Source organism: Streptomyces sp. NPDC048664, assembly GCF_040650555.1.
Classification (GTDB): domain Bacteria; phylum Actinomycetota; class Actinomycetes; order Streptomycetales; family Streptomycetaceae; genus Streptomyces.
Genome location: NZ_JBEZHK010000001.1, coordinates 76,041 through 100,691, shown reverse-complemented (window position 1 = coordinate 100,691; position 24,651 = coordinate 76,041). Strand labels below are relative to the sequence as shown.

Here is a 24,651-nt window from a genome sequence, read left to right as displayed (position 1 = left end):
TCTCGGTGACGGGGGCCCGGCGGAGCGGAGGGCGAGGCGGAGCGCGCGGCGGCCCGCGCACCGTACCCACGCTGCCGTACGCCCCGGGAGCCCGGAATGCCCCCTTCGGGCGTTCGGGCCGCCGGACCCCCGTGTGTGCGCTGGTTTGGCGGGCGGCCACGCGGCCACCAGGTAGGGGGGTGGCGAGGTCCCCACCCCGCGGCACCGGGCGGCGCCGCAGCGCACGATCACCGACCCCGCGCGGTCCAGGACCGGCCCGGGCCGAAACCGTCGGCCCCCGGTCGCACCCCGCGGACGGGGCGGGTGGCCCCATTGGGGTGGGGCTCACCCGTCCCGAGCCCCCCGGGGCGGAGAGAAAGGTCCCACCGGGCCAACCCCAACCCGGTGGGACCCTGTGCCCGCACGCCCCGTCGTCCGCCCCGACCGGCCCGCCGTCGCCCGTTTGCCCTAACAGCCGCGAGCGGGCTGTGTCCCCTGCTCAGGTGCACGTGTGACAGGTATCACCGCTCAGGTGTGACCTGCGATTTAGAGCCCCACCTCCAGCGGGGATAACCTGCGGGACGGACATGCCGCGTGCTCGGACACCGTGTGCGCCTCCCTTGTGACACAGAGCGGACGTCACGTTGCCCTTCGCGGCACGCCCACGCATCCAACGAACCGCGAGATCACTGATAGGGACGGAAGCGCGTGGACCTGTTCGAGTACCAGGCGAGGGACCTCTTCGCCAAGCACGGTGTACCGGTGCTGGCCGGTGAAGTCATCGACACGCCTGAGGCGGCGCGCGAGATCACCGAGCGGCTGGGCGGCAAGTCGGTCGTCAAGGCGCAGGTGAAGGTCGGTGGCCGCGGCAAGGCCGGCGGCGTGAAGCTGGCCGCCACGCCGGACGAGGCGGTCGCCCGCGCCACGGACATCCTGGGCATGGACATCAAGGGCCACACGGTCCACAAGGTGATGATCGCCGAGACGGCTCCGGAGATCGTCGAGGAGTACTACGTCTCCTTCCTCCTCGACCGCGCCAACCGCACCTTCCTCTCCATCGCCTCCGTCGAGGGCGGCATGGAGATCGAGGAGGTCGCGGCCACCCGCCCCGACGCCGTCGCCCAGATCGCGATCGACGCGATCGACGGTGTGGACGAGGCCAAGGCCCAGGAGATCGTGGCCGCGGCCAAGTTCCCGGCCGAGGTCGCCGACAAGGTGGCGCACGTCCTGGTGACGCTGTGGGACACCTTCATCAAGTCGGACGCCCTCCTGGTCGAGGTCAACCCGCTGGCGAAGGTCGCCTCCGGCGACGTCATCGCGCTGGACGGCAAGGTCTCCCTGGACGACAACGCCGAGTTCCGCCACCCCGAGTTCGAGGAACTCCACGACAAGGCCGCCGCCAACCCGCTGGAGGCGGCCGCCAAGGAGAAGAACCTCAACTACGTCAAGCTCGAGGGCGAGGTCGGCATCATCGGTAACGGCGCCGGCCTGGTCATGTCGACCCTGGACGTCGTCGCCTACGCCGGTGAGGCCCACAAGGGCGTCAAGCCGGCCAACTTCCTCGACATCGGTGGCGGCGCCTCCGCCGAGGTCATGGCGAACGGCCTGGAGATCATCCTCGGCGACCCGGACGTCAAGTCCGTGTTCGTCAACGTCTTCGGCGGCATCACCGCCTGCGACGCGGTCGCCAACGGCATCGTGCAGGCCCTGGAGCTCCTCGAGTCCAAGGGCGAAGAGGTCACCAAGCCGCTGGTCGTGCGTCTGGACGGCAACAACGCCGAGCTGGGTCGCCAGATCCTGGACGACCGCAACCACCCGCTCGTACAGCGTGTGGACACCATGGACGGCGCGGCCGACAAGGCCGCCGAGCTGGCTGCGGCCGCGAAGTAAAGGACGAGGTCACAGACACCATGGCTATCTTCCTCACCAAGGAATCCAAGGTCATCGTCCAGGGGATGACCGGCTCCGAGGGCCAGAAGCACACCAAGCGCATGCTGGCTTCCGGCACGAACATCGTCGGTGGCGTGAACCCGCGCAAGGCGGGTCAGGTCGTGGACTTCGACGGCACCGAGGTACCCGTCTTCGGCTCCGTCAAGGAGGCCATCGAGAAGACCGGCGCCGACGTCACGGTCATCTTCGTCCCGGAGAAGTTCACCAAGGACGCGGTCGTCGAGGCCATCGACGCCGAGATCCCGCTCGCGGTCGTCATCACCGAGGGCATCGCGGTGCACGACACGGCCGCCTTCTGGTCGTACGCGGGCAAGAAGGGTCACAAGACCCGCATCATCGGCCCGAACTGCCCCGGTCTGATCACCCCGGGTCAGTCGAACGCCGGCATCATCCCGGCCGACATCACCAAGCCGGGCCGTATCGGCCTGGTCTCGAAGTCCGGCACGCTGACGTACCAGATGATGTACGAGCTGCGGGACATCGGCTTCTCGACCTGCGTGGGCATCGGTGGTGACCCGATCATCGGCACCACGCACATCGACGCGCTGAAGGCGTTCCAGGACGACCCCGACACCGACCTGATCGTCATGATCGGTGAGATCGGCGGCGACGCCGAGGAGCGGGCCGCGGCCTTCATCAAGGAGAACGTGACCAAGCCGGTCGTCGGCTACGTCGCGGGCTTCACCGCCCCCGAGGGCAAGACCATGGGCCACGCGGGCGCCATCGTCTCCGGTTCGTCGGGCACCGCCCAGGCGAAGAAGGAGGCCCTGGAGGCCGCCGGCGTCAAGGTCGGCAAGACGCCGACCGAGACGGCGAAGCTCGCGCGCGAGATCCTGGCCGGCTGACCCAAGTCCCGGCCGACGCGGCTCAGGCCGTGAGTCGATGGGCCCGTCCCCCTCACCAAGGGGGGACGGGCCCATCGGCGTGTGCGGCCGCAGGCCGTGGCGGTGGGTCAGCGGGCCTGCGGAAGCAGGCGTTCCGGGCCGCTGTGCGCCCCCGTCCTCAGTCGGGCCTCCAACCGCAGCTGTCGGGCGGAGAGCGGGCCCTGGGCCACCGGGAAGGGGATGTCCTCGATCACCGATCCTCCGGGCACCGGGCGTTCGTAGTGGTCCGCGGCCAGTTGCAGGGTCAGGGCCGTCGCACCCATGATCAGGGCCGTGAAGGCGCAGGTGGCGAGGGTCCAGCGGCGGGTGCGCTGTTCACCGACGGCCCGCACCACGGGGCCCTCGTCCGCCTGCAGGCCCTCCGCGCCGGCCAGTTCGGTCAGCCGCCGCGACAGCACCTCCGGCGCGGCCTGCTCCGGCACGAGGGCGGTGAGGGTCGCACGGCCGCGTTGCAGCCGTCCGGCGGACGCCGGGGTGGACGCCTGCGTCTCGGCCGCGGTGTCCGGCAGGTCGAGCCCCACGCCGTCGTAGAGCACCACGGTGCGGCGCTGGGCCGGAGGCAGGGTCAGGAGCGCGTGCAGCAGGGCGCGGTCGGCGGGATCCGTGGGCGGTGCCTCCGGGCGTCGGTAGGCCGGGCGGAAGCGGTGCCAGGGGGAGAGCGCCCACTCGTACGCCGCCGCGCGCACCCACCCCTGCGGATCGGGGTCCCTGGCCACCTCGGGCCAGCGCTGCCAGGCGAGCTGGAACGCCCGTTCGGCGGCTTCCCGGGCGAGCGCGCGCCGACCGGTGAGCAGATACGTCTGCCGTACGAGGGTGTCGCCGCAGAACTCGTACAGCGCGTCGAACGCCTGACAGGGCATCAGGGTCGAGGGGACCGGCCTGTCCAGCCTGCGGGAGACGTCCGCCTTCCGGGGGGCGGGGGCGGGGTCGGTCCACGCGGGTGACGGGCCGTCGGGACGGGCGGGGAGTGTGCCGTGGCGGCCGGGTTCCGGCCGCGACGCGGTGGTCATCTCCTGGGCCGCCCACTCGGCGAGCAGTCTCGCGTACGCCCTGCGCCTGCGGCCGCGCGGGACCGACAGGCCGGTCTCCCAGTCGCGCACGGTCTCGACGGAGACGCCCAGTCGGGAGGCGATCTGAGTCTGCGTCAGGGACTGGGTCCTGCGCAGGCGTCGGCATTCCTTCGGTCGCGGCAGCGGGGAGGCGGGACTCTGCTTCACGAGACGGCCCTCCGTGTGAAAAAGTACATAAACGTATATTGAGCGACACATCGGCGGTTTGCCCGTTACGCCGGTAAAGCGCGTGTCGTTGGGACCATGGCGGGCGTGACGCAATGGACCGGCCGCCGCACCTCGTTGTCGCCCCTGCTCGCCAAGCTGCGGGACCGCCCGCCCGGACTCGGCGACTGCCTCATGGGAGGCGCGGTCGCCGCGGTGCTGGGGCTCGGCTCCTTCGCCCTGCTCGTGATGGTGCTGTGGGTCAGCTCGCCGTACCCCGACCACGGCTCCGGCGGGGCCCTGCGGTTGGCGGCCTCGCTGTGGCTGCTGGTCCACGGCGTCGTCCTCGTGCGCACCGAGACGCTGTCCGGTGCGTCCGCGCCCGTGGGTGTGATCCCCCTCCTGCTGGCCTTGTGGCCGGTGTGGCTGCTGCACCGGGCGGGCCGCGACGGCGCGGACGGGGGGCACGCGGAAGCCGACGAGGCGGTGGACGCGCCGCTCGTCGGCGCCCGCACGGCGTGGTGCGCGGTGGCGGCCGGCTATCTCGCGGTGGCGGGGCTCGCGGCGCTGTACGCCTCGGGCGGGGCGCTGCGGCCGTCCTGGACCTGGAGCGCGCTCTTTCTGCCCCTGGTCGTCGTCCTGTCGGTCGGCGCCGGGGTGTGGACGGCGTACGGCCGCCCGTGCGGGCGCCTGCCGCGCCGGACGCGCCGAGCCCTGGACCGGCTGCCCTCTCCCGTGCGGGTCCTGCTGACCGCGGGAGCGGTCGACCGGGACGGGCGGGTCCGGCTCGGGGACGCGCTCCGGGCCGCCCTGGCCGGGGCCGCGGTGCTGCTGGGCGGGGGCGCGCTGCTGGTCGGGGTGGGGCTGCTGCTGCACGGGGACACCACGCGCGCGACGTTCCTCCAGCTGGCGAACGGATGGTCGGGCCGCTGCGCGGTGCTGCTCCTCGCGGCGGCCCTGGTGCCGAACGCGGCCGTGTGGGGGGCGTCGTACGGGCTCGGGCCGGGCTTCGTGCTCGGCGTGGGCCATGTGATGGGTCCGCTGTCCCCGACCGGGCCGCCGCGGCTGCTCCCGCCGTTCCCGTTGCTGGCGGCGGTGCCGAGGACGGGCGGCGGACCACCGCTGTGGACGGTGGGCGCGGTGCCGCTGGCGGCGGGGGTGACGGTCGGGTGGTTCGTGGCGCGGGCGGCGTGCGGCCGGCAGGGGCGGCCCGAGGCGCGGGGCCGCGAGGCCGGCGCGGGGCGCGCGGCCCCGGGGCGTGGGCAGGGCGCGGTCTGGCCCGTCGGGCGGACGGTGGGCGCGGTGGTGGTGGCGGGAGTGCTGTGCGGGGTGCTGACCGGGGGGCTCGCGCAGGCGGCGGGCGGGCCGCTCGGGGTGGCCGCGCTGGCGCGGTTCGGTCCGGTGGGCTGGCAGGTGGGCGCGGCGGCGGCCGGCTGGGTGGTGGCGGCGGGGGTGCCGGTCGCGGTGGGGCTGCGGTCCTGGCGGCTTCGGGATCCGGCCTGGGCCTGGGCGCCGGACGGTGCGGTGCGCGCGGCCGTGGTTCCGGCCCCGGCGGGGGCGAGGGCCGGGCAGGTCCCGGGGAGCGGCAAGTGGGAGTGGATGTGGGACACACCGCTGCACCGGCCCGCTCTTCCCGCGCCGGGCCGAGCGGAGGCCGAAGCCCGGCCCGGGGCCGATCCCGGGCCCGGGTCCGGGGCCGCCGCCGCGTCCGGCGGGGGTGTCCGGGACTGGGAGGACCCGGACCTCAGGCCGTACGAGGTGCTGCCGCCGGTGGATCCCTTTCCGCACGACCCCCCGGGGGCGGGGACGCCCGGGGAGGCATGACCGCGCAGGCGTCCGGGCCGCGTGGCTGCTCCCGCGCCCGTCCGGCGGGCCGGGCGGCCGTCAGTTCTGGGCGTCCAGCACGCCCCGCAGGTCCTTCGGGAGAAGGGTGGAGCAGGACTGCTTCGCCGCGTTGGTCAGGGCGTCGTCGACGCAGGTGTAGTAGTCCCGGTAGACGAGCTGGGCCGCGAAGGTGGCCGCCACCATCGCCAGCGCCAGGGACGCCGTCACCAGGCCGCTGACCGCGGCCGAGGTCCCCGGCCGCGCCGCGCCCGGCGCGGGACGGGGCGCGCCCGGGCCGGGCTGGTGGGGCTTGGCGCGCAGGGCGCTCACCCCCCAGTACAGCGCCAGCGCACCCAGCAGCAGCGCGACGTACGGCCAGCTGAAGAGCGCGAAGAAGAAGGCCCACAGGCCGGCCAGCAGCGCGTACCGCGCCCGGCGCTGCGCCGGGTCCGTGGGGTCCCAGCGCATGCCCTGGTCGGAGCCGCCGCCGGGCCCCTCGGGGTCGCGCCGGCCGCCCGGTCCTTCCGGTCCCTCCGGTCCGCCGGGGCCGGTGGTGCCCGGCCGCTGGCCGAAGGGGCCGCCCGAGGACGGGCCGGGCTGCCGGTCGCTCCACTGGCTGCCCCACGGGGCGTGCCCGCCGGCGCCGGCGCCCTCCTGCCCCTCGCCCTGTCCCGGTGCCGGACGGCGCGGCTGCCACGGTCGGTCCGGTGCCCCCTCCGGCGGCGGCGCGAAGGGATTGTCGTCCGGGGGCGTGGAACCGTCTCCGCTCGCGGGTGCCCCCTCGCTCTCGCGCGGCGGCGGCGAGGAGTGCCGCTCGCGCAGCAGCGGCTGAGGGAGTCGGAGACTGCGGTCCGGCATCAGGTGTGCGTCTTCCCCTTGGTCGTTCTGGCGGGTGTGCCTGTCCTGGATCAACGTCCCACGCGGGTATGGCGTTCCCCGCGTCGTCGCTCGTCTTCCGGGTGGCTCCTCCCCAGACGCTACCTCCCGGCCGCGCCCCCGTCCCGCGGGGGCCTTCTTGTGTGCCGGTATCGTTGCTGGCGGTCGTCCGGTTCGTAGACTTCCCCGTATACGGGGCTGCGAAGCATTCGTACGATCACACGAGTGCGCGTTCTGCCTCCCGGGCTCCGAGTCACCGAGCCCGATCCGAGCCCGAGCGCCCTCGTGACGACGCACGTCCTCCCGAGAAAGGGCCCCGCCGTGGCCGAGTCCGTGGCCGCCGAGACCGTCACCGAGTCCGCGGCCAAGCGCCTGGTCGTCCTGGTCTCCGGGTCCGGCACCAACCTGCAGGCGCTCCTCGACGCCATCGCCGAGACCGGTGCCGGCTACGGCGCCCGGATCGTGGCGGTGGGAGCCGACCGCGACGGCATCGAGGGCCTCGCCCGCGCCGAGCGCGCCGGGCTGCCCACCTTCGTGTGCCGCGTCAAGGACCACGACAGCCGCCAGGCCTGGGACGAGGCGCTCACCGAGGCCGTCGCCGCCCACGCGCCGGACCTCGTCGTCTCCGCCGGGTTCATGAAGATCGTGGGCAAGGAGTTCCTCGCGCGGTTCGGCGGCCGGTTCGTGAACACCCACCCGGCCCTGCTCCCGAGTTTTCCCGGTGCCCATGGTGTGCGCGACGCCCTCGCGTACGGCGCCAAGGTCACCGGTTGCACCGTCCACTTCGTCGACGACGGCGTCGACACCGGGCCGATCATCGCGCAGGGCGTGGTGGAGGTCCGGGACGAGGACGACGAGAGCGCTCTGCACGAGCGCATCAAGGAAGTCGAGCGAAGGCTGCTCGTCGAGGTCGTGGGGCGGATCGCCCGCAACGGCTATCGCATCGAGGGACGAAAGGTAGTAATCCTGTGACCGCCGAGAGCACCAAGCGGCCCATCCGGCGCGCGCTCGTCAGCGTCTACGACAAGACCGGGCTCGAAGACCTGGCCCGCGGGCTGAACGAGGCGGGCGTCGAGCTCGTCTCCACCGGGTCCACCGCATCGAGGATCGCCGCCGCGGGCGTCCCCGTCACCAAGGTCGAGGAGCTGACCGGCTTCCCCGAGTGCCTCGACGGCCGGGTCAAGACCCTGCACCCCAAGGTCCACGCGGGCATCCTCGCCGACCTCCGTCTCGACAGCCACCGCCGGCAGCTCGACGAGCTGGGCGTGGCGCCGTTCGACCTGGTCGTCGTCAACCTCTACCCCTTCCGGGAGACCGTCGCCTCCGGCGCCTCGCCCGACGAGTGCGTGGAGCAGATCGACATCGGCGGCCCCTCCATGGTCCGCGCCGCCGCCAAGAACCACCCGTCCGTGGCCGTGGTCACCAGCCCCGACCGCTACGGCGACGTCCTCGCGGCGATCCGCGACGGCGGCTTCGACCTCGGCGCCCGCAAGCGGCTCGCCGCCGAGGCCTTCCAGCACACCGCGTCCTACGACGTCGCGGTCGCCTCCTGGTTCGCGTCCTCGTACGCCCCCGCCGACGAGGCGTCCGGCGACTACCCGGACTTCCTGGGCGCCACCTACCGGCGCAAGAACACCCTGCGCTACGGCGAGAACCCCCACCAGCCCGCCGCCCTCTACACGGACGGCAGCGGCGGCGGCCTCGCCGAGGCCGAGCAGTTGCACGGCAAGGAGATGTCGTACAACAACTACACGGACACGGACGCCGCGCGCCGTGCCGCGTACGACCACTCGGAACCCTGCGTCGCGATCATCAAGCACGCCAACCCCTGCGGCATCGCGATCGGCGCGGACGTCGCCGAGGCGCACCGCAAGGCCCACGCGTGCGACCCGCTGTCCGCGTTCGGCGGTGTCATCGCCGTCAACCGGCCGGTGAGCCGGGAGATGGCCGAGCAGGTCGCCGAGATCTTCACCGAGGTCGTCGTCGCGCCGGACTACGAGGAGGGCGCGCTGGAGATCCTCGCCAAGAAGAAGAACATCCGCGTCCTGAAGGCCCCTCAGGCCCCCGCGCAGCCCGCCGAGGTCAAGCAGATCGACGGCGGCGCGCTGCTCCAGGCCACCGACCGCCTCCAGGCCGAGGGCGACGACCCCGCCCACTGGACCCTGGCGGCCGGTGAGGCGCTCGACGCCGCCCAGCTGCGGGAACTCGCCTTCGCCTGGCGGGCCTGTCGCGCCGTCAAGTCCAACGCCATCCTGCTCGCCAAGGACGGTGCTTCCGTCGGCGTCGGCATGGGGCAGGTCAACCGCGTGGACTCCTGCAAGCTGGCCGTCGAACGGGCGGGCGAGGAGCGGGCCCGGGGGTCGTACGCCGCCTCGGACGCGTTCTTCCCCTTCCCCGACGGGCCGGAGATCCTGATCGCCGCGGGTGTCAGGGCCATCGTGCAGCCCGGCGGTTCGATCCGTGACGAGCAGGTCGTCGAGGCCGCCCGGAAGGCCGGCGTGACCATGTACGTCACGGGCACGCGCCACTTCTTCCACTGACCCGCGCACCGGTCGACGCGACGAGGCCGTGTCCCCCTTCCGCAGGGGGACACGGCCTCGTCGTACGGCGCCCAGGGCGGCCGGGTCGCGCGGCGCGCGACCCGGCGCGCCCGTCAGTAGGCGGGCTGCTGCGCGCGGTTGAACCACGCGCGGCCGTTGGCGTTGCCGACGAAGACCGCGATCAGGATGGCGAGCACGGTGTGCAGCAGGCCGATGATGATGAACGGGAAGACGCCGAGGACGGCGGTGATGATCCCGAAGACCAGGGCGGTCACCCGGACACCGTTTCCGCCGGTGCTGAACTTGAGGGCGAGCACGATCGCGAAGACCGCCCAGGCCGCGGCGAACGTCGCGATCGCCCACGCCAGTCCGGCCGACGCCTCGCCGAACCGGGAGAAGGCGGAGCTGTCCTTGTTGGTGTTGAGGGCGGCGAAGGTGTAGATGGCCACACCGATGATCTGCAGGCCGACGATGACCCACAGCAGCACCCGGGCCGTGCTGACCGTGCCGGGCATCGCGGTGAGAGCGGGCTGCTGGCCGTAGCCGCCCTGCGGCACCGGCGGTGCCTGCGGGTAGCCGTAACCGGGCTGCTGGCCCTGGGGCGGGCCGTAGGGGTTGTTCGGATCGCCGAAACTCATGAGGGGTCTTCCTCCGTCTGCCTCAAGTGCGGGGACGAGCGCGGCAGATAGGAAGGAGGGCTCATGGACACGGTCCGTCCCCCCGGATACTGTCCGCGGCACCGTGAACTCATCGTTGTCAAGACGTCATAAGTTTGTCCAGCGGGAATTCACAGGCGTTGCACAAGCGCAACCTCCCCGATCACCAGGACCGCAGGACCGTACGGGCCCATCGGGGGTCCCTGATTGGAACCGGGGCGGGTCATCCGCGAGGATGGCACCATGACCGCCCAGATTCTCGATGGCAAGGCCACCGCGGCCGAGATCAAGTCCGAGTTGGCCGCCCGTGTGGCGGCGCTGAAGGAGAAGGGCGTCACGCCCGGCCTCGGCACGATCCTGGTCGGCGACGACCCCGGCAGCCGCAAGTACGTCGCGGGCAAGCACCGCGACTGCGCGGAGGTCGGCATCTCCTCCATCCAGCGTGAACTTCCGGCGACGGCGACGCAGGAGGAGATCGAGGCAGTGGTCCGCGAGCTGAACGAGGACCCGGCCTGCACCGGGTACATCGTGCAGCTCCCGCTGCCCAGGGGCATCGACGAGAACCGGATCCTGGAGCTGATGGACCCGGACAAGGACGCCGACGGCCTGCACCCGATGAACCTCGGCCGCCTCGTCCTGAACGAGCCGGCGCCGCTGCCCTGCACCCCGAACGGCGTGCTCACCCTGCTGCGCCGCTACGGCGTGGAGATCAAGGGCGCGGAGGTCGTGGTCGTCGGCCGGGGTGTGACCATCGGGCGCCCGATGCCGCTGCTGCTGACGCGGCGCAGCGAGAACGCCACGGTGACGCAGTGCCACACCGGCACCCGCGACCTGTCGGCCCACCTCAGGCGCGCGGACGTCATCGTGGCCGCGGCGGGCTCCGCGCACCTGATCCGGCCCGAGGACGTGAAGCCGGGCGCCGCGGTCCTCGACGTCGGTGTCTCGCGCAGCGCCGAGGGCAAGATCGTCGGCGATGTGCATCCGGACGTGGCCGAGGTGGCCGGCTGGATCTCCCCGAACCCGGGCGGTGTGGGCCCGATGACGCGCGCCCAGCTGCTGGTCAACGTGGTCGAGGCGGCGGAACGCGGTGTCGGCTGAGCGCAGGCCCGAGGACGGCGGCACCGGTGAGCGGCCCACGGCCGGGACCGACGCCGAGGGCGAGGCCGTGGTGACGGACGCGGTGAGCGCCCCGGACGCCGAGGGCGCACCGAGGCGTACGACCCGCCGGTTCCCGCGCGTGACCCGGGACACCGCGCGGCCCGAGGGCGGAGGCAGGGCGGCTCCCCGGGACGCGCCCGCGCCCGCCCGGCAGTGGCCGATCCTCGCGGTGCTGGGCCTGGTCGCGCTGGGGCTGCTGGTGACGGCGCTGGACGCGTTCCGGCTGGGCACGATCCTGATCGGCGTCGCGCTGATGGGCGGTGCCGCGATGCGCTGGACGCTGCCGGACGTGGGCATGCTCGCGGTGCGGTCCCGGTTCACGGACATGGTGACCTACGGGGTCCTGGGCCTGGTCATCGTGCTGCTGGCGCTGATGGCGCAGCCGCATCCGTGGCTGGAGATACCGCTCCTGGACGACACGTTGCACTTCACGGTCCGCGCCTGAGCGCACGGACACACCGGCGGGCCGCCCTCCTGCGAGGGCCGGCCCGCCGACGCGTGCGCGGCCCCCGGACCACCGCTGCGCGGCGCTCGCTCCCGCCCCCGCCGGGCCGCCACGACCGCGGTGGCTCCGGTGGGCCACCGGCTCCGACGGCGGCCCCCTGGCCGCGTCCCGGCGGGTGTGGGACGGTGCAGGCCACCGGGGATGACGGGGGCGAGCCCCCGGAGACGGGGGAGCCCCCTCGGGGACAGGGGGAGCCCCCTCGGGGACAGGGGGAGGACCCCAGGGGAAGGGGGCTGGGCGATGACCCGCCGGAAGGCATTACCCGAGGAACTCGATCCGCGGGTCAGGGAGTTCGTCGAGGAGCTGCGGCGCCTCGCGGACGGGAACGGGCTGAGCGCAGCCGAGCTGGCCGACCGCACGGGCTACGGCAGGACCTCCTGGGAGCGGTACCTGGACGGCCGGCTGCTCGCGCCGAAAGGGGCGGTGCTCGCCCTGGCGGAGGCGACCGGCACCGGCACGTCCCGGCTGACGGCCCTGTGGGAACGGGCCGAGCACGCCTGGAGACGCGCAGAGACCCACCAGGACCTGACCCTGGAGGCCCTGCGCATGTCCCGGGGCCGCCCCGCGCCCGAGGGCCCCGCCCCGCCCGCCGGAAGCGGCACGCCGCACGGTGCCGGGACGTCCCGCCGCCGGCGCCTGGCGATGTTCTGCGCGGGTGTGGCGGGGGCGCTGCTGGTGAGCGCGGTGATGTACCGCGTCACCGGAGGCGACGACGGCGACGCGGGCGGCAGCGCGAAGGCGGCGGCCGCGTCCGGGCCGTCGGCGACGGCGTCGGCGACAGTGCCGAGCCCGGCCGCCGATCCGCCGCCCGGTGTCGGATGCCGCGGCACGGACTGCACCGGCAAGGACCCGGAGAAGACGGGCTGCGGCGGCCCCCTGGCCACGAGCACCGCCACCGCCACCGTGGGCACCACGCTCGTCGAGCTGCGCTACAGCGCGACGTGCGACGCGGTGTGGGCGCGCATCACGCGGGCGCGGCTCGGCGACGTGGTCGAGGTGTCGGCCGGCGCCACCGCGCGTCACACCGCCTCGGTCACGGCGGCCGGGGACACGGACGCGTACACCCCGATGATCGCGGTGGGGAAGGCCTTCCGGGCGACGGCGTGCGTGGTGCCGGCGTCCGGAGGCCGCGGCTGCACGAAGTGACCCGGGAAAAGATCCACCGCGGCACGCATGACGCGTGCGACGCGGGGCAGGCGGAGGACACCCCCACGGGAGTCCGGCACATGCCGGAAGGCGTCGCGCACGTCTTCCGGCGGGATTTCCCCCCATACGACGGCCGCCTGCCCACGTCCGGTCCCCCCCACTCCTGGACGGACAGGCGGTCGCCGTGTCGCTCGTCCCGGGGCGTTGTGGGGCGGGCCACACGAACCCGGCCGCCCGCGGTCCCGCGGGCGCGATAGCCTGACCGCCGGATCTCTCTTGACGCCAAGAGATCGATCATTCATACCCGTGATCGATCATCGCGGCGGGCACCGGCCACAAGCCGGTGCGGGGATCCGTACCCCCAGGGGCAGGGACGCCCCACCGCCTGCTGTCATACGGAGAACGCCATGACCCGCACTCCCGTGAACGTCACCGTCACCGGCGCGGCCGGCCAGATCGGTTACGCGCTGCTCTTCCGCATCGCCTCCGGCCAGCTGCTCGGCGCGGACGTGCCGGTCAAGCTGCGCCTGCTGGAGATCACCCCGGCGCTGAAGGCCGCCGAGGGCACGGCCATGGAGCTCGACGACTGCGCGTTCCCGCTGCTGCAGGGCATCGACATCACGGACGACCCGAACGTGGCCTTCGACGGCACCAACGTGGCCCTCCTGGTGGGCGCCCGCCCGCGCACCAAGGGCATGGAGCGCGGCGACCTCCTCGAGGCCAACGGCGGCATCTTCAAGCCGCAGGGCAAGGCCATCAACGACCACGCCGCGGACGACGTCAAGGTCCTGGTCGTCGGCAACCCGGCCAACACCAACGCCCTGATCGCCCAGGCCGCCGCTCCGGACGTGCCGGCGGAGCGCTTCACGGCGATGACCCGCCTGGACCACAACCGCGCGCTGACCCAGCTCGCGAAGAAGACGGGCACGACGGTCGCCGACATCAAGCGCCTGACGATCTGGGGCAACCACTCGGCCACCCAGTACCCGGACATCTTCCACGCCACGGTCGCGGGCAAGAACGCCGCCGAGGTCGTGAACGACGAGCAGTGGCTGGCCGACGACTTCATCCCGACCGTCGCCAAGCGCGGCGCCGCGATCATCGAGGCCCGTGGCGCCTCCTCGGCCGCCTCCGCCGCCAACGCCGCGATCGACCACGTGCACACCTGGGTCAACGGCACCGCCGACGGCGACTGGACCTCCATGGGCATCCCGTCGGACGGCTCCTACGGCGTCCCGGAGGGCCTGATCTCCTCCTTCCCGGTCACCACCAAGAACGGCAGCTACGAGATCGTCCAGGGCCTGGACATCAACGAGTTCTCCCGCGCACGCATCGACGCCTCCGTCCAGGAGCTGGCGGAGGAGCGCGAGGCGGTCCGCTCGCTCGGCCTCCTCTGATCCCGGCCGACGAAACGCGGCCCCGCTCCGGTCACACCGGAGCGGGGCCTTTTTCGTGCCGCGAGCCTCTTGTCGAGTCTCCGGTCAGGGACGGGGCGCCTGGGCCAGGGTGGATTCGCGGGGTGGGGTCGGGGCCGGGGTGGGGGTTCGGGTGCTGCTGCCGTAGCCCGCGGTCACCGCGCCGGCGGCTGCCAGGACCACGACGGCCACCGTGCGCAGGGCCGGTCCGATGCCGTGGGCGAGGTCGGGGTGGGAGGCCAGGACCGTGCCGGTGACGGCGACGCCCAGGGCCGCGCCGATCTCCCGGGCCGAGGTGCCGAGTCCGGAGCCCAGGCCCGCCTGGTGGGCCGGGAGCGAGCTGACGACGCCGACGGTGAGCGCGGGCATGCTGAGCCCGGTGCCGAAGGAGACGACCAGCAGCCAGCAGGCGTACGCCCCGTAGGACGTGCCCGCGGTCGCGGTGGACGCGCCGAGCAGGCCGGCGCCGATCAGGGCGAGACCGCCGCCGATGACGCCCCGGGGGCGGTGCGCCCAGCGGGCGGCGAGCTTCTGGGCGAGGGCCATGCCGATCGGCAGCGGCGCGATCGCGATGCCGGTGAGGGCGGCGCCGTAGCCCTTCACCACCTGAAGATACTGCGAGTTGACGTAGAAGAGCGCGAACAGGCCGAAGAAGCCGGTGGCCATGCCGAGGGTCGCGGAGCGCAGCCGTGCCGAGCCGAGGACGCGGGGGTCGAACAGCGGGGCGGGCGACCTCAGGGCGTGCAGGGTGAACAGCGCCACCAGTGCCGCACCGCAGGCGAACGCGCCGAGGATGCGGGGCGAGCCCCAGCCGTACGCCGGGCCCTCGATGATGCCGAAGAGGACGGCGACCAGCCCGGTGGTGAGCAGCAGGGCGCCGAGCGGGTCGGGGTTGTTGCCCGGGGCGCGCTCGGTGCGCGGGGTGGTGACGGCCACGGCGAGGGCGAGGAGCGCGGCCAGCGGGACCATGACGGCGAACAGGGCACGCCAGTTCAGGAACTGGCCGACCAGGCCGCCGCCGAGGTTCCCGGCGAGCCCGCCGAGGCCGAGCGCGAGGGTCCAGGAGGCCATGGCCCGCGTCCGGCGTTCCGGGGCGGCCAGGTGCATGAGGATCGACATGGTGGCCGGGGTGATGAGCGCGGCGCCCGCGCCGGACAGGCCCCGGCCGGCGATCAGCAGTGCGGGGGTCGGGGCGAGCGCGCTGGTGGCGGCGCCCGCCGCGAACAGGGTGAGCCCGGTGAGCAGGGCGCCCTTGCGGCCGTAGCGGTCGCCGAGGGCACCGGCCGGGATGAGCAGTCCGGCGAAGGCGACGACGTAGGCGTCGACCATCCACAGCAGCTCGCTGTGCGAGGGACGCAGCGACGACGAACCGAGCTGCGGGATCAGCAGGTTGATGGCGGCCACCATGCTCTGGGCGACCAGGACGCACGCGCAGAGCGCGAGGAGGGTCGACCGTTTCAGGGCGTGCGAGGGCACGGCTCCTCCTGGGAGTTGGGCGTGGTGTGGGGTGCCCTGTCACCGTAGGGTCGGCATCCACCTGCTTTCCAGTGCAACCTTTGCAAGGGGTGATTGCGTGTGACGCAATCCGTTGTTCCCGGGCCCGAACGCCGTCCCAGCCGCGGCCCCGACCTCCCCCCGGACGTCGACCTGAACCTGCTGGTGGCCCTGGACGTGCTCTTGGAGGAGCAGAGCGTCCAGCGTGCCGCCCGACGGCTCCATCTCTCCGAGCCGGCGATGAGCCGCACGCTCGGCCGGGTCCGCAAGGCGCTCGGCGACCCGGTCCTGGTGCGCGCCGGACGCCGCATGGTGCCCACCCCGCGCGCACTGGCCGTGCGCGCCGAGGTGGGCGCGGTGGTGGAGCGGGCCCGCGCGTTGTTCGCGCCCGGCCGCGACACGGACCTCAGGACCGTCCGTCGCACGCTCACGATCGTGGGCACCGATCTCATCGCCGCCGCGTACGGCGCGAAGCTGCTCGCCCGGGCCGCCGAGCAGGCGCCGGGGATCCGGCTCCGCTTCCTGTCCGAGAGCCACGTGGACGCGCCGTTCCTGCGCCAGGGCACCGCCGACCTGGAGGTCGGGGTCGTGGACACCACGGCGCCCGAGGTGCATGTGGAGACGTTGCGCGAGGACCGGATGGTGGGGATCGTGCGGGCCGGGCATCCGCTGCTCGACGGCGAGCTGACGGCCGAGCGGTTCGCGCTGGAGGCCGGTCATGTGACCGGCTCGCGCCGGGGCAGGCTGCACGGCCCGGTCGACGCGGCGCTGGCCGAGCGGGGCCTGGCGCGCACGGTGGTGGCCTCGGTCGGGACCCTGCCCGCCCTGCTCTTCGTCGTCCGCGACACCGACCTGGTCGGCATGATCGCGTCGACGGGGCAGCCGCAGGCGGCGGATCTGGGTCTGGTCGCCTTCGAGATCCCGCTGCCGCTTCCCCCGCTGTCGATGGGGATCGCGTGGCACCCGCGGCACGACGCGGATCCGGCGCACGCGTGGTTGCGGGGGTGCGTACGGGACCTGATGGTGGGGCCCGCATGACGGCGACGGCCCCGGTGCCCGCCTGGCGGCGCCGGGGCGCCCGTCGTACTGGGAAGGCTCGGCGGTGTCGGACGCGTGCGGCCGTGCGGGACACGCGGGGCCTGTCCGATGGCACGGAGTGCGTCTGGTTCCCCGGGACGTCGGACGGGGCGCGCAGGGGGGGAGCCGCCGGTGGGGCCCGCCTGACGCCCCGGTGTCCGCCCGAGGGCTCAGCCCCGCGGGCGGGCCGACGCTCCGCCGGAGGCCAGCCATCGCCAGCGGGGGCGTTCGGTGACCAGGGTGGTGGCGGCCAGCAGCGTCACCACGGTCGCCGCCCAGGCGGGCCAGGCCAGCCACGAGGAGGCGACGGCCGCGGCGAGCTGGAGGAGCACCAGGAGGATCGTGACCCGGCCCGGCACCGCGATGATCACGTGCGCCTTGTCGCCCGGGGTGGAGAAGCAGGTCGGGAGGCCGATCAGGAGCACCACCGACAGGGCCGCGAGCACCCATGAGTGGCCGGCGAGCGCCCAGGGGGTCGCCACCCAGGCGATGAGTTCCACCCCGAAGCGCAGAGCGGACGCCGTACGGTCGTCCGGCCGTGCCGAGATCGTTCCCCCACCGGCGTCGGTCACGCCCGTCACGATCCCATGGCCCACGGAGGTGGCCAAGGGGCCGGGGAGGGCCGAAGGGGGTTGGCCGGATCTCGGCCCTGCCGCGGGGTGTGGCCCCCGGGGCGCTCCGCGGGGCGCCGGGAGGGCTGGGGGCAACACCGCTCACGCGCTCAGGACGTGGGCAGCTTCGGGACCGCCGAGATGTCCACCGACTGCGCGGCCGCCGGGGCCACCGCCTTCACCGGCTTGTTGTAGTCCGTGAAGGTGAGCGACAGGTTCGTGCCCGGACCCGTCTGCGCCGCGCGGTACAGCCGGTGCGGCTTGTCGGCCGTGACGTACAGGGTCGACGTCAGGCCGTTCACCTGGAAGGTCAGCGGCACGACCCGGGTCGTGCCCAGCTTCGTCGCCAGCCCCTCCTTCAGCGAGGAGGGCGCGCTGACCGTCGCTGCCTGCTGGAGCGACGCCAGGTCGCAGGTGTTCGCGATGCCGCTGAGCATCTGGTCGGACGTGGTCCCGTGGATGTACCGGTCCTTGAACTGCCGACTCGCGGTGACACCACGCTCACCCGGCAGCTCGGCCCGCCAGAACGTCTGGTCGGGTTTCAGCCATACGGCCGTCCCCCGCTTGATGATGTCGACACTGCCCCCGTGCCCGCCCAGCGTCATCGAGCCGGTGCAGTTGCCCTTCCGGTCGATGGCCAGGTTCATCGAGGTGGGCAGACGGTTGTTCGAGGCGGCCGTCGCGCTCCGGTCGGAGTAGCCGAGGCGCACCGAGGTCGCCTTCCGCAGGCTCTGCTGGGCCTGGGCGGCCAGCTTCTGCGGGTCCGGGTTCCCTCCGCCCTGGGCCGACGACACTCCGCCGAGCGCGGGGGAGAACAGCAGACCCAGCGCCGCGCTCGCCGTCGCCGTGCATGTCGCGATCGTGAAGCCACGGGTCCGGGACATCGCATCACCTCCATGAGTACGTGACCGACAGCGTACTTTTCACCCTTTTCGACCGCATTTTCAGTGACGCCGCGCACTTTCGGCCAAAGGGGAGGCATGCATCGCCTGTGAGGGGGCAGGTGCAGCTGGCCTCTGGGAGTGACACGCGTGTGACTCAGGGACATCGAACAGGAACGGAAGGCAACACCGATCATGGCCGGACAGCAGGCAGAACAGACCATCCACGTGGGCGGGGAATGGCGTACGGCACTCTCGGGGGCGACGCGCGAGATCCTCGACCCCGCGGATGGCGCGCCGTTCGCCCTGGTCGCCGAGGGCGACGAGCGCGACGTCGACGCGGCCGTCGCGGCGGCTCGCCGCGCCTTCGACGAGGGGTCCTGGCCCGGCACGCCCGTCGCCGAGCGCGCCGCTGTGCTGCGCCGTGTCGCCGACCTCCTCATACGCGACCGCGAGGAGCTCGGCCTGCTGGAGAGCCGCGACGCGGGCAAGACGGTCGAGGAGGGCCGGGTCGACATCGACTGCGTCGCCGACGCCTTCCGCTACTTCGCCGACCTGGTCGTGGGCGAGGGGGCCGGACGCGTCGTGGACGCCGGCTCGGCCGACATCCACAGCGTCGTCGTCCACGAGCCGGTCGGCGTGTGCTCCCTGATCACCCCCTGGAACTACCCCCTGCTCCAGGCCAGCTGGAAGATCGCCCCCGCGCTCGCCGCGGGCAACACCTTCGTCATCAAGCCCAGCGAGATCACCCCGATGACCACCATCGCGCTGATCGACCTGCTCACCGAGGCCGGCGTGCCCGCGGGCGTCGCGGGCATCGTCACCGGCCCCGGCCACTCCGTCGGCGCCCGCCTGGCCGAGCACCCCGACGTCGACCTCGTCTCCTTCACCGGCGGACTCGTCAGCGGCACGAAGGTCGCCCAGGCCGCCGCCGTCGGAGTGAAGAAGGTCGCCCTCGAACTCGGCGGCAAGAACCCCAACGTCGTCTTCGCCGACGCCTGCGCCACCGAGGAAGGCTTCGACACCGCCGTCGACCAGGCCCTCAACGCCGCCTTCATCCACAGCGGCCAGGTCTGCTCGGCGGGTGGCCGGCTCATCATCGAGGAGTCGGTCCGCGACCGCTTCGTCACCGAGCTGGCCCGCCGCGCCCAGAAGATCCGGCTCGGCCGCGGCACCGAGAAGGGCGTCGAGTGCGGCCCCCTGGTCTCGGCCCAGCAGCGCGACAGGACCGAGTCCTACGTCGCCTCCGCGCTCGCCGAGGGCGCGGTGCTGCGCTGCGGAGGCCGGCGCCCCGAGCCGGACGCGACCCGGCCCGAGAGCGGCTACTTCTACGAGCCGACCGTCCTGGACGCGTGCCATCGTGAGATGAAGGTCGTGCGGGAGGAGGTCTTCGGCCCGGTCCTGACCGTGGAGACCTTCCGCACCGAGGACGAGGCCGTCGCCCTCGCCAACGACACGGAGTACGGCCTCGCCGGGGCCGTGTGGACCGCCGACCAGGGCCGCGCCCGCCGTGTCGCGGGCCGCCTGCGCCACGGCACCGTGTGGATCAACGACTTCCACCCCTACCTCCCGCAGGCGGAGTGGGGCGGCTTCGGCAAGAGCGGCGTCGGCCGGGAACTGGGCCCCGCGGGCCTGGCCGAGTACCGCGAGTCCAAGCACATCTACCAGAACCTCGCACCGAGCCCGGTCCGCTGGTTCGCGGGCTGACCCCCGGCCCGCCCCCCGTCCCCCCACCCCCACCGCTTAAGCGCAGCACCTTCGCAGATCCCCGAGGAGCAGCACGCACATGTCCGAGCAGCACATCTACGACTACGTCGTCATCGGCGGCGGCACGGCGGGCTCTGTCATCGCCTCCCGCCTGACCGAGAACCCCGACGTCACCGTCGCCGTCATCGAGGGAGGCCCGAGCGACGTCGGCCGTGACGACGTCCTCACCCTGCGCCGCTGGATGGGCCTGCTCGGCGGCGAGCTCGACTACGACTACCCGACCACCGAGCAGCCGCGCGGCAACTCCCACATCCGGCACAGCCGCGCCCGCGTGCTCGGCGGCTGCTCCTCGCACAACACGCTGATCTCGTTCAAGCCCCTGCCGTCCGACTGGGACGAGTGGGAGGCGGCCGGGGCCGAGGGCTGGGGCGCCGTCCCCATGGAGGCCTACTACGCCCGCCTCCGCAACAACATCGTCTCGGTCGACGAGAAGGACCGCAACGCCATCGCCCGCGACTTCGTGGACGCGGCCGGCACCGCGCTCGGCGTGCCGCGCGTCGAGGGCTTCAACAAGAAGCCGTTCACCGAGGGCGTCGGCTTCTTCGACCTCGCCTACCACCCCGAGAACAACAAGCGCTCCAGCGCCTCGGTGGCGTATCTGCACCCGGTGATGGACGAGCGTCCCAACCTGACGATCTTCCTGGAGACCTGGGCCCACAAGCTGGACCTCGACGGCACGCGCGCCCGGGGCGTGCACGTGCGCACCAAGGACGGCGAGGAGATCCTCGTCCAGGCCCGCCACGAGGTCGTCCTGTGCGCCGGCGCCGTCGACTCCCCGCGCCTGCTGATGCACTCGGGCATCGGCCCGAAGGGCGACCTGGAGAAGCTCGGCATCCCGGTGGTGCTCGACCTGCCGGGCGTCGGCGAGAACCTGCTCGACCACCCGGAGTCGGTGATCGTGTGGGAGACCGACGGGCCGATCCCGGAGAACTCCGCGATGGACAGCGACGCCGGTCTCTTCGTGCGCCGCGACCCGGAGCACGCGGGCCCCGACCTGATGTTCCACTTCTACCAGGTGCCGTTCACCGACAACCCGGAGCGCCTCGGCTACGAGCGCCCCGAGCACGGCGTCTCGATGACCCCGAACATCCCCAAGCCCAAGAGCCGCGGCCGGCTCTACCTGACCAGCGCGGACCCCGAGGTCAAGCCCGCCCTGGACTTCCGGTACTTCACCGACGAGGACGACTACGACGGCCGCACCCTGGTCGACGGCATCAAGATCGCCCGTGAGATCGCGCGGACCCAGCCGCTGGCCGGCTGGCTCAAGCGCGAGGTGTGCCCCGGCCCGGACATCACCGACGACGCCGAACTGAGCGAGTACGCCCGCAAGGTCGCGCACACCGTCTACCACCCGGCCGGCACCTGCAAGATGGGGGCCGCGACCGACGAACTCGCCGTCGTCGACCCGCAGCTGCGCATCCGCGGCCTGGAGGGTATTCGCATCGCCGACGCGTCGGTCTTCCCGACCATGCCCGCCGTGAACCCGATGATCGGTGTGCTCATGGTCGGGGAGAAAGCTGTCGAACTGATCGGAGGTGCCGCGTGATGAGCGCCAGTACCAGCACCAGCACGAGCACGGACATGACCAAGGACGCGAACACCCCGGTCTTCTCGGTCGAGAACCTGTGGAAGGTCTTCGGACCCAAGGCCGAGCGGGTCCCGGCGGACGCCGAGCTCGGCGCGCTGGACCCCGCCGACCTGCGTGAACGCACCGGCTGCACGGCCGCGGTGCGCGATGTGAGCTTCGACGTCCGCAAGGGCGAGGTCTTCGTCGTCATGGGCCTGTCCGGCTCCGGCAAGTCCACGCTGGTGCGCTGTCTGACCCGGCTCATCGAGCCGACCGCGGGCACGATCGCCTTCGACGGCGACGACGTCCGCGCCATGGACCGCTCCCGGCTGCGCGAGCTGCGCCGCCACCGCGCCGCGATGGTCTTCCAGCACTTCGGCCTGCTGCCGCACCGCACCGTCCTCGACAACGTGGCCTACGGCCTGGAGGTCCAGGGCGTCGGCAGGAGCGAGCGCCGCGAGCGGGCCGCCGAGTTCGTCGCCAAGGTCGGCCTGGAGGGCATGGAGCACCGCCGTCCCTCGCAGCTGTCGGGTGGCCAGCAGCAGCGTGTGGGGCTCGCCCGCGCGCTCGCCGTCGACCCCGAGGTGCTGCTGTTCGACGAGCCGTTCAGCGCGCTCGACCCGCTGATCCGGCGCGACATGCAGGAGGAGGTGGTACGGCTGCACCGCGAGGAGGGACGCACGATGGTCTTCATCACGCACGACCTGAGCGAGGCCCTCAAGCTCGGTGACCGTATCGCCCTCATGCGCGACGGCCGCATCGTGCAGCTCGGCAGCCCCGAGGAGATCGTGGGCTCCCCGGCCGACGAGTACGTCCGCGACTTCGTCCGGGACGTGCCGCGCGAGCAGGTCATCACCGTGCGCTCGGCCATGCGCCCCGCGACCGCCGACGAGGCGGCCGACGGCCCCGCGGTGTCCCCGGACGCCACCGTCGCGGAGGCCATCGAGGCCGTGGCCCGTACCGGCTCCGCGGCCCGGGTCATGGACGCGGGACGCTGCCTGGGCGTCGTCGACCACGAGCGGCTCCTCGGCGTCGTGGCCGGAACCGACAACGGCACGGCGACCGGCACGACGGCCGGTGCGACGGTCGGCAAGGAGACCGATAGGCAGACCGACAAGCAGAGCGGCAAGGAGACCGGCGAGGAGGCTGCGTGATGGCGACCGTCACAGCGAATCCGCCCCGGATAGGCCTGCCCGGCCTCCTCAAGAACCGCGTCCTCGGCAAGCTCGTCCTGCTCGCCGTCGTCGCCGCGGTCCTCGTGCCCCTGGCCAACGCCCGCTGGGCGAGCGGAAGCTGGCCCCACGCGCTCACCGTCGACCTGTCCAAGCCGCTCGGCAGCGCCAGCGACTGGATCATCGACAACCGGGACAGCCACCCCCTGTTCCTCTACTTCTTCGGCTACATCAGCAACGCGGTCGTCGTGTCCGTGCGCGCCGTCTACCTGCTGCTGCTCGCCGCGGGCTGGGCGGGCGTCAGCGCCGCCGCCGGGCTGGTGGCCTGGCGCGTCGCCGGAGTGCGCCTCGCCCTGGGCACGGCCGCGGCGTTCCTCGCCTGCGGTCTGCTCGGCATGTGGGTGCCCACCATGCAGACGCTCGCGCTGATGGTGGTCGCCGTGCTCTTCTCGGTCGTGCTGGGCGCGCTGCTCGGACTCGCGGCCGGCCTGTCCGACCGCGTCTTCCGAGCCCTGCGCCCCGTCCTGGACACCATGCAGGTGCTGCCGGCGTTCGCGTACCTCCTGCCGGTCGTCCTCGTCTTCGGCATCGGCGTCCCCGCGGCCGTGCTCGCCACCGTCGTCTACGCCGCCCCGCCGATGGCCCGGCTCACCGCGCTCGGCCTGCGCGGCGCCGACAAGGAGGTCCTGGAGGCCGTCGAGTCGCTCGGCACCACGGCGCGCCAGCGCCTGGTCACCGCCCGGCTGCCGCTGGCCCGCAAGGAACTCCTCCTCGGCCTCAACCAGACGATCATGATGGCGCTGTCCATGGCCGTCATCGCCTCGGTGATCGGCGCGGGCGGCCTCGGTGACCGCGTCTACCAGGCGCTCGCCTCCGTCGACGTGGGCGCCGCGCTCACCGCCGGTATCCCGATCGTGCTGCTCGCCGTCGTCCTGGACCGCGTCACCGGCGCGGCGGGCGCCGGCCAGGACGCGGCGGAGCGTCCCGGTGGCCGCGCGGGCTGGGCGTACGTCGTCGGCGCGACCGTCGTCGTCGCCGTGGCGGCTCGGCTGCTCGGCCGGCAGGAGTGGCCGAGCACGTGGACCGTGCACTTCGCCCAGCCGGTCAACCACGCCGTCGACTGGATGACCGACCACCTGTACTCGGGTGTCCCCGTCGTGGGCGGCACCGCCGACTGGGCGGCCCACTTCACCACCTGGATCCTTGACCCCATGAGGTCCGGACTGCAGTGGCTGCCCTGGTGGTCAGTCCTGCTCATCGTCGCCGCGCTGGCCTGGGTGATCGGCACCTGGCGCACGGCGCTCACCGCCGTCCTCGCGATGGCCGCGACCGGCGTGCTCGGCGTGTGGAAGCCGTCCCTGGACACGCTGTCCCAGGTCCTCGCCGCCGTCGCGGTCACCCTGGTCATCGGCTTCGCGACCGGGATCGCCGCCGCGCGCAGCGACCGGGTCGAGCGGCTGCTCCGCCCCGTCCTGGACGTCTTCCAGACGATGCCGCAGTTCGTGTACCTGATCCCGGTCGTCGCCCTGTTCGGTGTCGGGCGCGCGCCCGCCGCCGTGGCCGCGATCGTCTACGCGCTGCCGGCCGTCGTCCGCATCACCACCCAGGGCCTGCGCCAGGTCGACCCGGCCGCCCTGGAGTCCGCGCGCTCGCTCGGCGCCTCCAGCACCCAGCAGCTGCGCCAGGTCCAGCTTCCGCTGGCCCGCCCGGCCCTGCTGCTCGCCGTCAACCAGGGCGTCGTCCTGGTCCTCGCCGTCGTCATCATCGGCGGTCTGGTCGGCGGTGGCGCGCTCGGCTACGACGTCGTGTTCGGCCTCGCCCAGGGCGACCTGGCCACCGGTCTGGTCGCGGGCGCTGCGATCGTCTGCCTGGGCCTGATGCTGGACCGGGTGACCCAGCCCACCGAGCGCCGCGCGAAGAAGGGAGCGTGACATG

The 24,651-nt window shown here is 73.2% G+C and carries 20 protein-coding genes; 14 read left to right on the top strand and 6 right to left on the bottom strand.

The features are described from left to right. The first annotated feature begins 687 nt into the window (after window positions 1–687). Both sucC and sucD read left to right on the top strand, forming a co-directional pair. Window positions 688–1,869, top strand: a complete 1,182-nt coding sequence (sucC, locus tag AB0C59_RS00450; RefSeq protein ID WP_362999913.1) for an ADP-forming succinate--CoA ligase subunit beta — start codon at window positions 688–690, stop codon at window positions 1,867–1,869. A 20-nt stretch (window positions 1,870–1,889) separates the two neighbouring features. Next, window positions 1,890–2,774 carry a succinate--CoA ligase subunit alpha gene (sucD, locus tag AB0C59_RS00445; RefSeq protein WP_362999912.1) on the top strand — a complete coding sequence of 295 codons (885 nt, stop codon included), beginning with the start codon at window positions 1,890–1,892 and terminating at the stop codon, window positions 2,772–2,774. 107 nt (window positions 2,775–2,881) lie between these two features. Here sucD and AB0C59_RS00440 read toward each other — a convergent pair whose 3' ends face one another. Beyond that, a complete protein-coding gene (locus AB0C59_RS00440; protein ID WP_362999911.1) occupies window positions 2,882–4,030 on the bottom strand; it encodes a sigma factor-like helix-turn-helix DNA-binding protein in 1,149 nt (382 codons plus the stop codon). Between the two features lie 96 nt (window positions 4,031–4,126). Between AB0C59_RS00440 and AB0C59_RS00435 the strand changes: the two genes are divergently transcribed. Further along, window positions 4,127–5,851 carry a DUF6350 family protein gene (locus AB0C59_RS00435; RefSeq protein ID WP_362999910.1) on the top strand — a complete coding sequence of 575 codons (1,725 nt, stop codon included), beginning with the start codon at window positions 4,127–4,129 and terminating at the stop codon, window positions 5,849–5,851. A 60-nt stretch (window positions 5,852–5,911) separates the two neighbouring features. Here AB0C59_RS00435 and AB0C59_RS00430 read toward each other — a convergent pair whose 3' ends face one another. Beyond that, window positions 5,912–6,709, bottom strand: a complete 798-nt coding sequence (locus AB0C59_RS00430; RefSeq protein ID WP_362999909.1) for a hypothetical protein — start codon at window positions 6,707–6,709, stop codon at window positions 5,912–5,914. 351 nt (window positions 6,710–7,060) lie between these two features. Here AB0C59_RS00430 and purN point away from each other — a divergent pair, with 351 nt between their 5' ends. Next, a complete protein-coding gene (purN, locus tag AB0C59_RS00425; RefSeq protein WP_363000140.1) occupies window positions 7,061–7,699 on the top strand; it encodes a phosphoribosylglycinamide formyltransferase in 639 nt (212 codons plus the stop codon). Next, complete coding sequence (gene purH, locus AB0C59_RS00420; protein ID WP_362999908.1) at window positions 7,696–9,267, top strand: bifunctional phosphoribosylaminoimidazolecarboxamide formyltransferase/IMP cyclohydrolase; 1,572 nt, start codon at window positions 7,696–7,698, stop codon at window positions 9,265–9,267. Before purN ends, purH begins: the two co-directional genes overlap by 4 nt. A gap of 113 nt (window positions 9,268–9,380) precedes the next feature. Here purH and AB0C59_RS00415 read toward each other — a convergent pair whose 3' ends face one another. Beyond that, a complete protein-coding gene (locus AB0C59_RS00415) occupies window positions 9,381–9,905 on the bottom strand; it encodes a hypothetical protein (protein ID WP_362999907.1) in 525 nt (174 codons plus the stop codon). Window positions 9,906–10,166: 261 nt separating this feature from the next. Here AB0C59_RS00415 and AB0C59_RS00410 point away from each other — a divergent pair, with 261 nt between their 5' ends. From AB0C59_RS00410 to AB0C59_RS00395, 4 genes are all read left to right on the top strand, one after another. Continuing rightward, the gene (locus AB0C59_RS00410) at window positions 10,167–11,021 is read left to right on the top strand and encodes a bifunctional methylenetetrahydrofolate dehydrogenase/methenyltetrahydrofolate cyclohydrolase (RefSeq protein WP_362999906.1); all 855 of its coding nucleotides are present in this window, start codon (window positions 10,167–10,169) and stop codon (window positions 11,019–11,021) included. A 67-nt stretch (window positions 11,022–11,088) separates the two neighbouring features. Beyond that, complete coding sequence (locus tag AB0C59_RS00405) at window positions 11,089–11,526, top strand: DUF3017 domain-containing protein (RefSeq protein WP_363000139.1); 438 nt, start codon at window positions 11,089–11,091, stop codon at window positions 11,524–11,526. A 300-nt stretch (window positions 11,527–11,826) separates the two neighbouring features. Next, on the top strand, window positions 11,827–12,732 hold the full coding sequence (locus AB0C59_RS00400) for a DUF2690 domain-containing protein (protein WP_362999905.1): 906 nt from the start codon (window positions 11,827–11,829) through the stop codon (window positions 12,730–12,732). A gap of 407 nt (window positions 12,733–13,139) precedes the next feature. Then, window positions 13,140–14,129: a malate dehydrogenase gene (locus AB0C59_RS00395; protein ID WP_362999904.1), complete on the top strand. Its 990-nt coding sequence runs from the start codon at window positions 13,140–13,142 to the stop codon at window positions 14,127–14,129. A gap of 84 nt (window positions 14,130–14,213) precedes the next feature. On the opposite strand, the gene AB0C59_RS00390 is transcribed toward AB0C59_RS00395, so the two are convergent. Next, window positions 14,214–15,623 carry an MFS transporter gene (locus tag AB0C59_RS00390; protein ID WP_362999903.1) on the bottom strand — a complete coding sequence of 470 codons (1,410 nt, stop codon included), beginning with the start codon at window positions 15,621–15,623 and terminating at the stop codon, window positions 14,214–14,216. Between the two features lie 171 nt (window positions 15,624–15,794). Between AB0C59_RS00390 and AB0C59_RS00385 the strand changes: the two genes are divergently transcribed. Continuing rightward, the gene (locus AB0C59_RS00385) at window positions 15,795–16,679 is read left to right on the top strand and encodes a LysR family transcriptional regulator (RefSeq protein ID WP_363000138.1); all 885 of its coding nucleotides are present in this window, start codon (window positions 15,795–15,797) and stop codon (window positions 16,677–16,679) included. 209 nt (window positions 16,680–16,888) lie between these two features. Here the strand turns inward: AB0C59_RS00385 and AB0C59_RS00380 are convergent, their stop codons facing one another. Further along, window positions 16,889–17,290, bottom strand: coding sequence for a hypothetical protein (locus AB0C59_RS00380; protein WP_362999902.1), 402 nt, complete (start codon window positions 17,288–17,290; stop codon window positions 16,889–16,891). Between the two features lie 149 nt (window positions 17,291–17,439). After that, window positions 17,440–18,213 (bottom strand): hypothetical protein, encoded by a 774-nt coding sequence (locus AB0C59_RS00375; RefSeq protein ID WP_362999901.1) that lies wholly within the window; start codon window positions 18,211–18,213, stop codon window positions 17,440–17,442. A gap of 192 nt (window positions 18,214–18,405) precedes the next feature. Here AB0C59_RS00375 and AB0C59_RS00370 point away from each other — a divergent pair, with 192 nt between their 5' ends. From AB0C59_RS00370 to AB0C59_RS00355, 4 genes are all read left to right on the top strand, one after another. Continuing rightward, window positions 18,406–19,917: an aldehyde dehydrogenase family protein gene (locus AB0C59_RS00370; protein WP_362999900.1), complete on the top strand. Its 1,512-nt coding sequence runs from the start codon at window positions 18,406–18,408 to the stop codon at window positions 19,915–19,917. Window positions 19,918–19,996: 79 nt separating this feature from the next. Continuing rightward, window positions 19,997–21,523: a GMC oxidoreductase gene (locus tag AB0C59_RS00365; RefSeq protein ID WP_362999899.1), complete on the top strand. Its 1,527-nt coding sequence runs from the start codon at window positions 19,997–19,999 to the stop codon at window positions 21,521–21,523. Further along, on the top strand, window positions 21,523–22,698 hold the full coding sequence (locus AB0C59_RS00360; protein WP_362999898.1) for a glycine betaine/L-proline ABC transporter ATP-binding protein: 1,176 nt from the start codon (window positions 21,523–21,525) through the stop codon (window positions 22,696–22,698). Before AB0C59_RS00365 ends, AB0C59_RS00360 begins: the two co-directional genes overlap by 1 nt. Then, window positions 22,698–24,647: an ABC transporter permease subunit gene (locus AB0C59_RS00355; protein WP_362999897.1), complete on the top strand. Its 1,950-nt coding sequence runs from the start codon at window positions 22,698–22,700 to the stop codon at window positions 24,645–24,647. Before AB0C59_RS00360 ends, AB0C59_RS00355 begins: the two co-directional genes overlap by 1 nt. The last annotated feature ends 4 nt before the right edge of the window (window positions 24,648–24,651 follow it).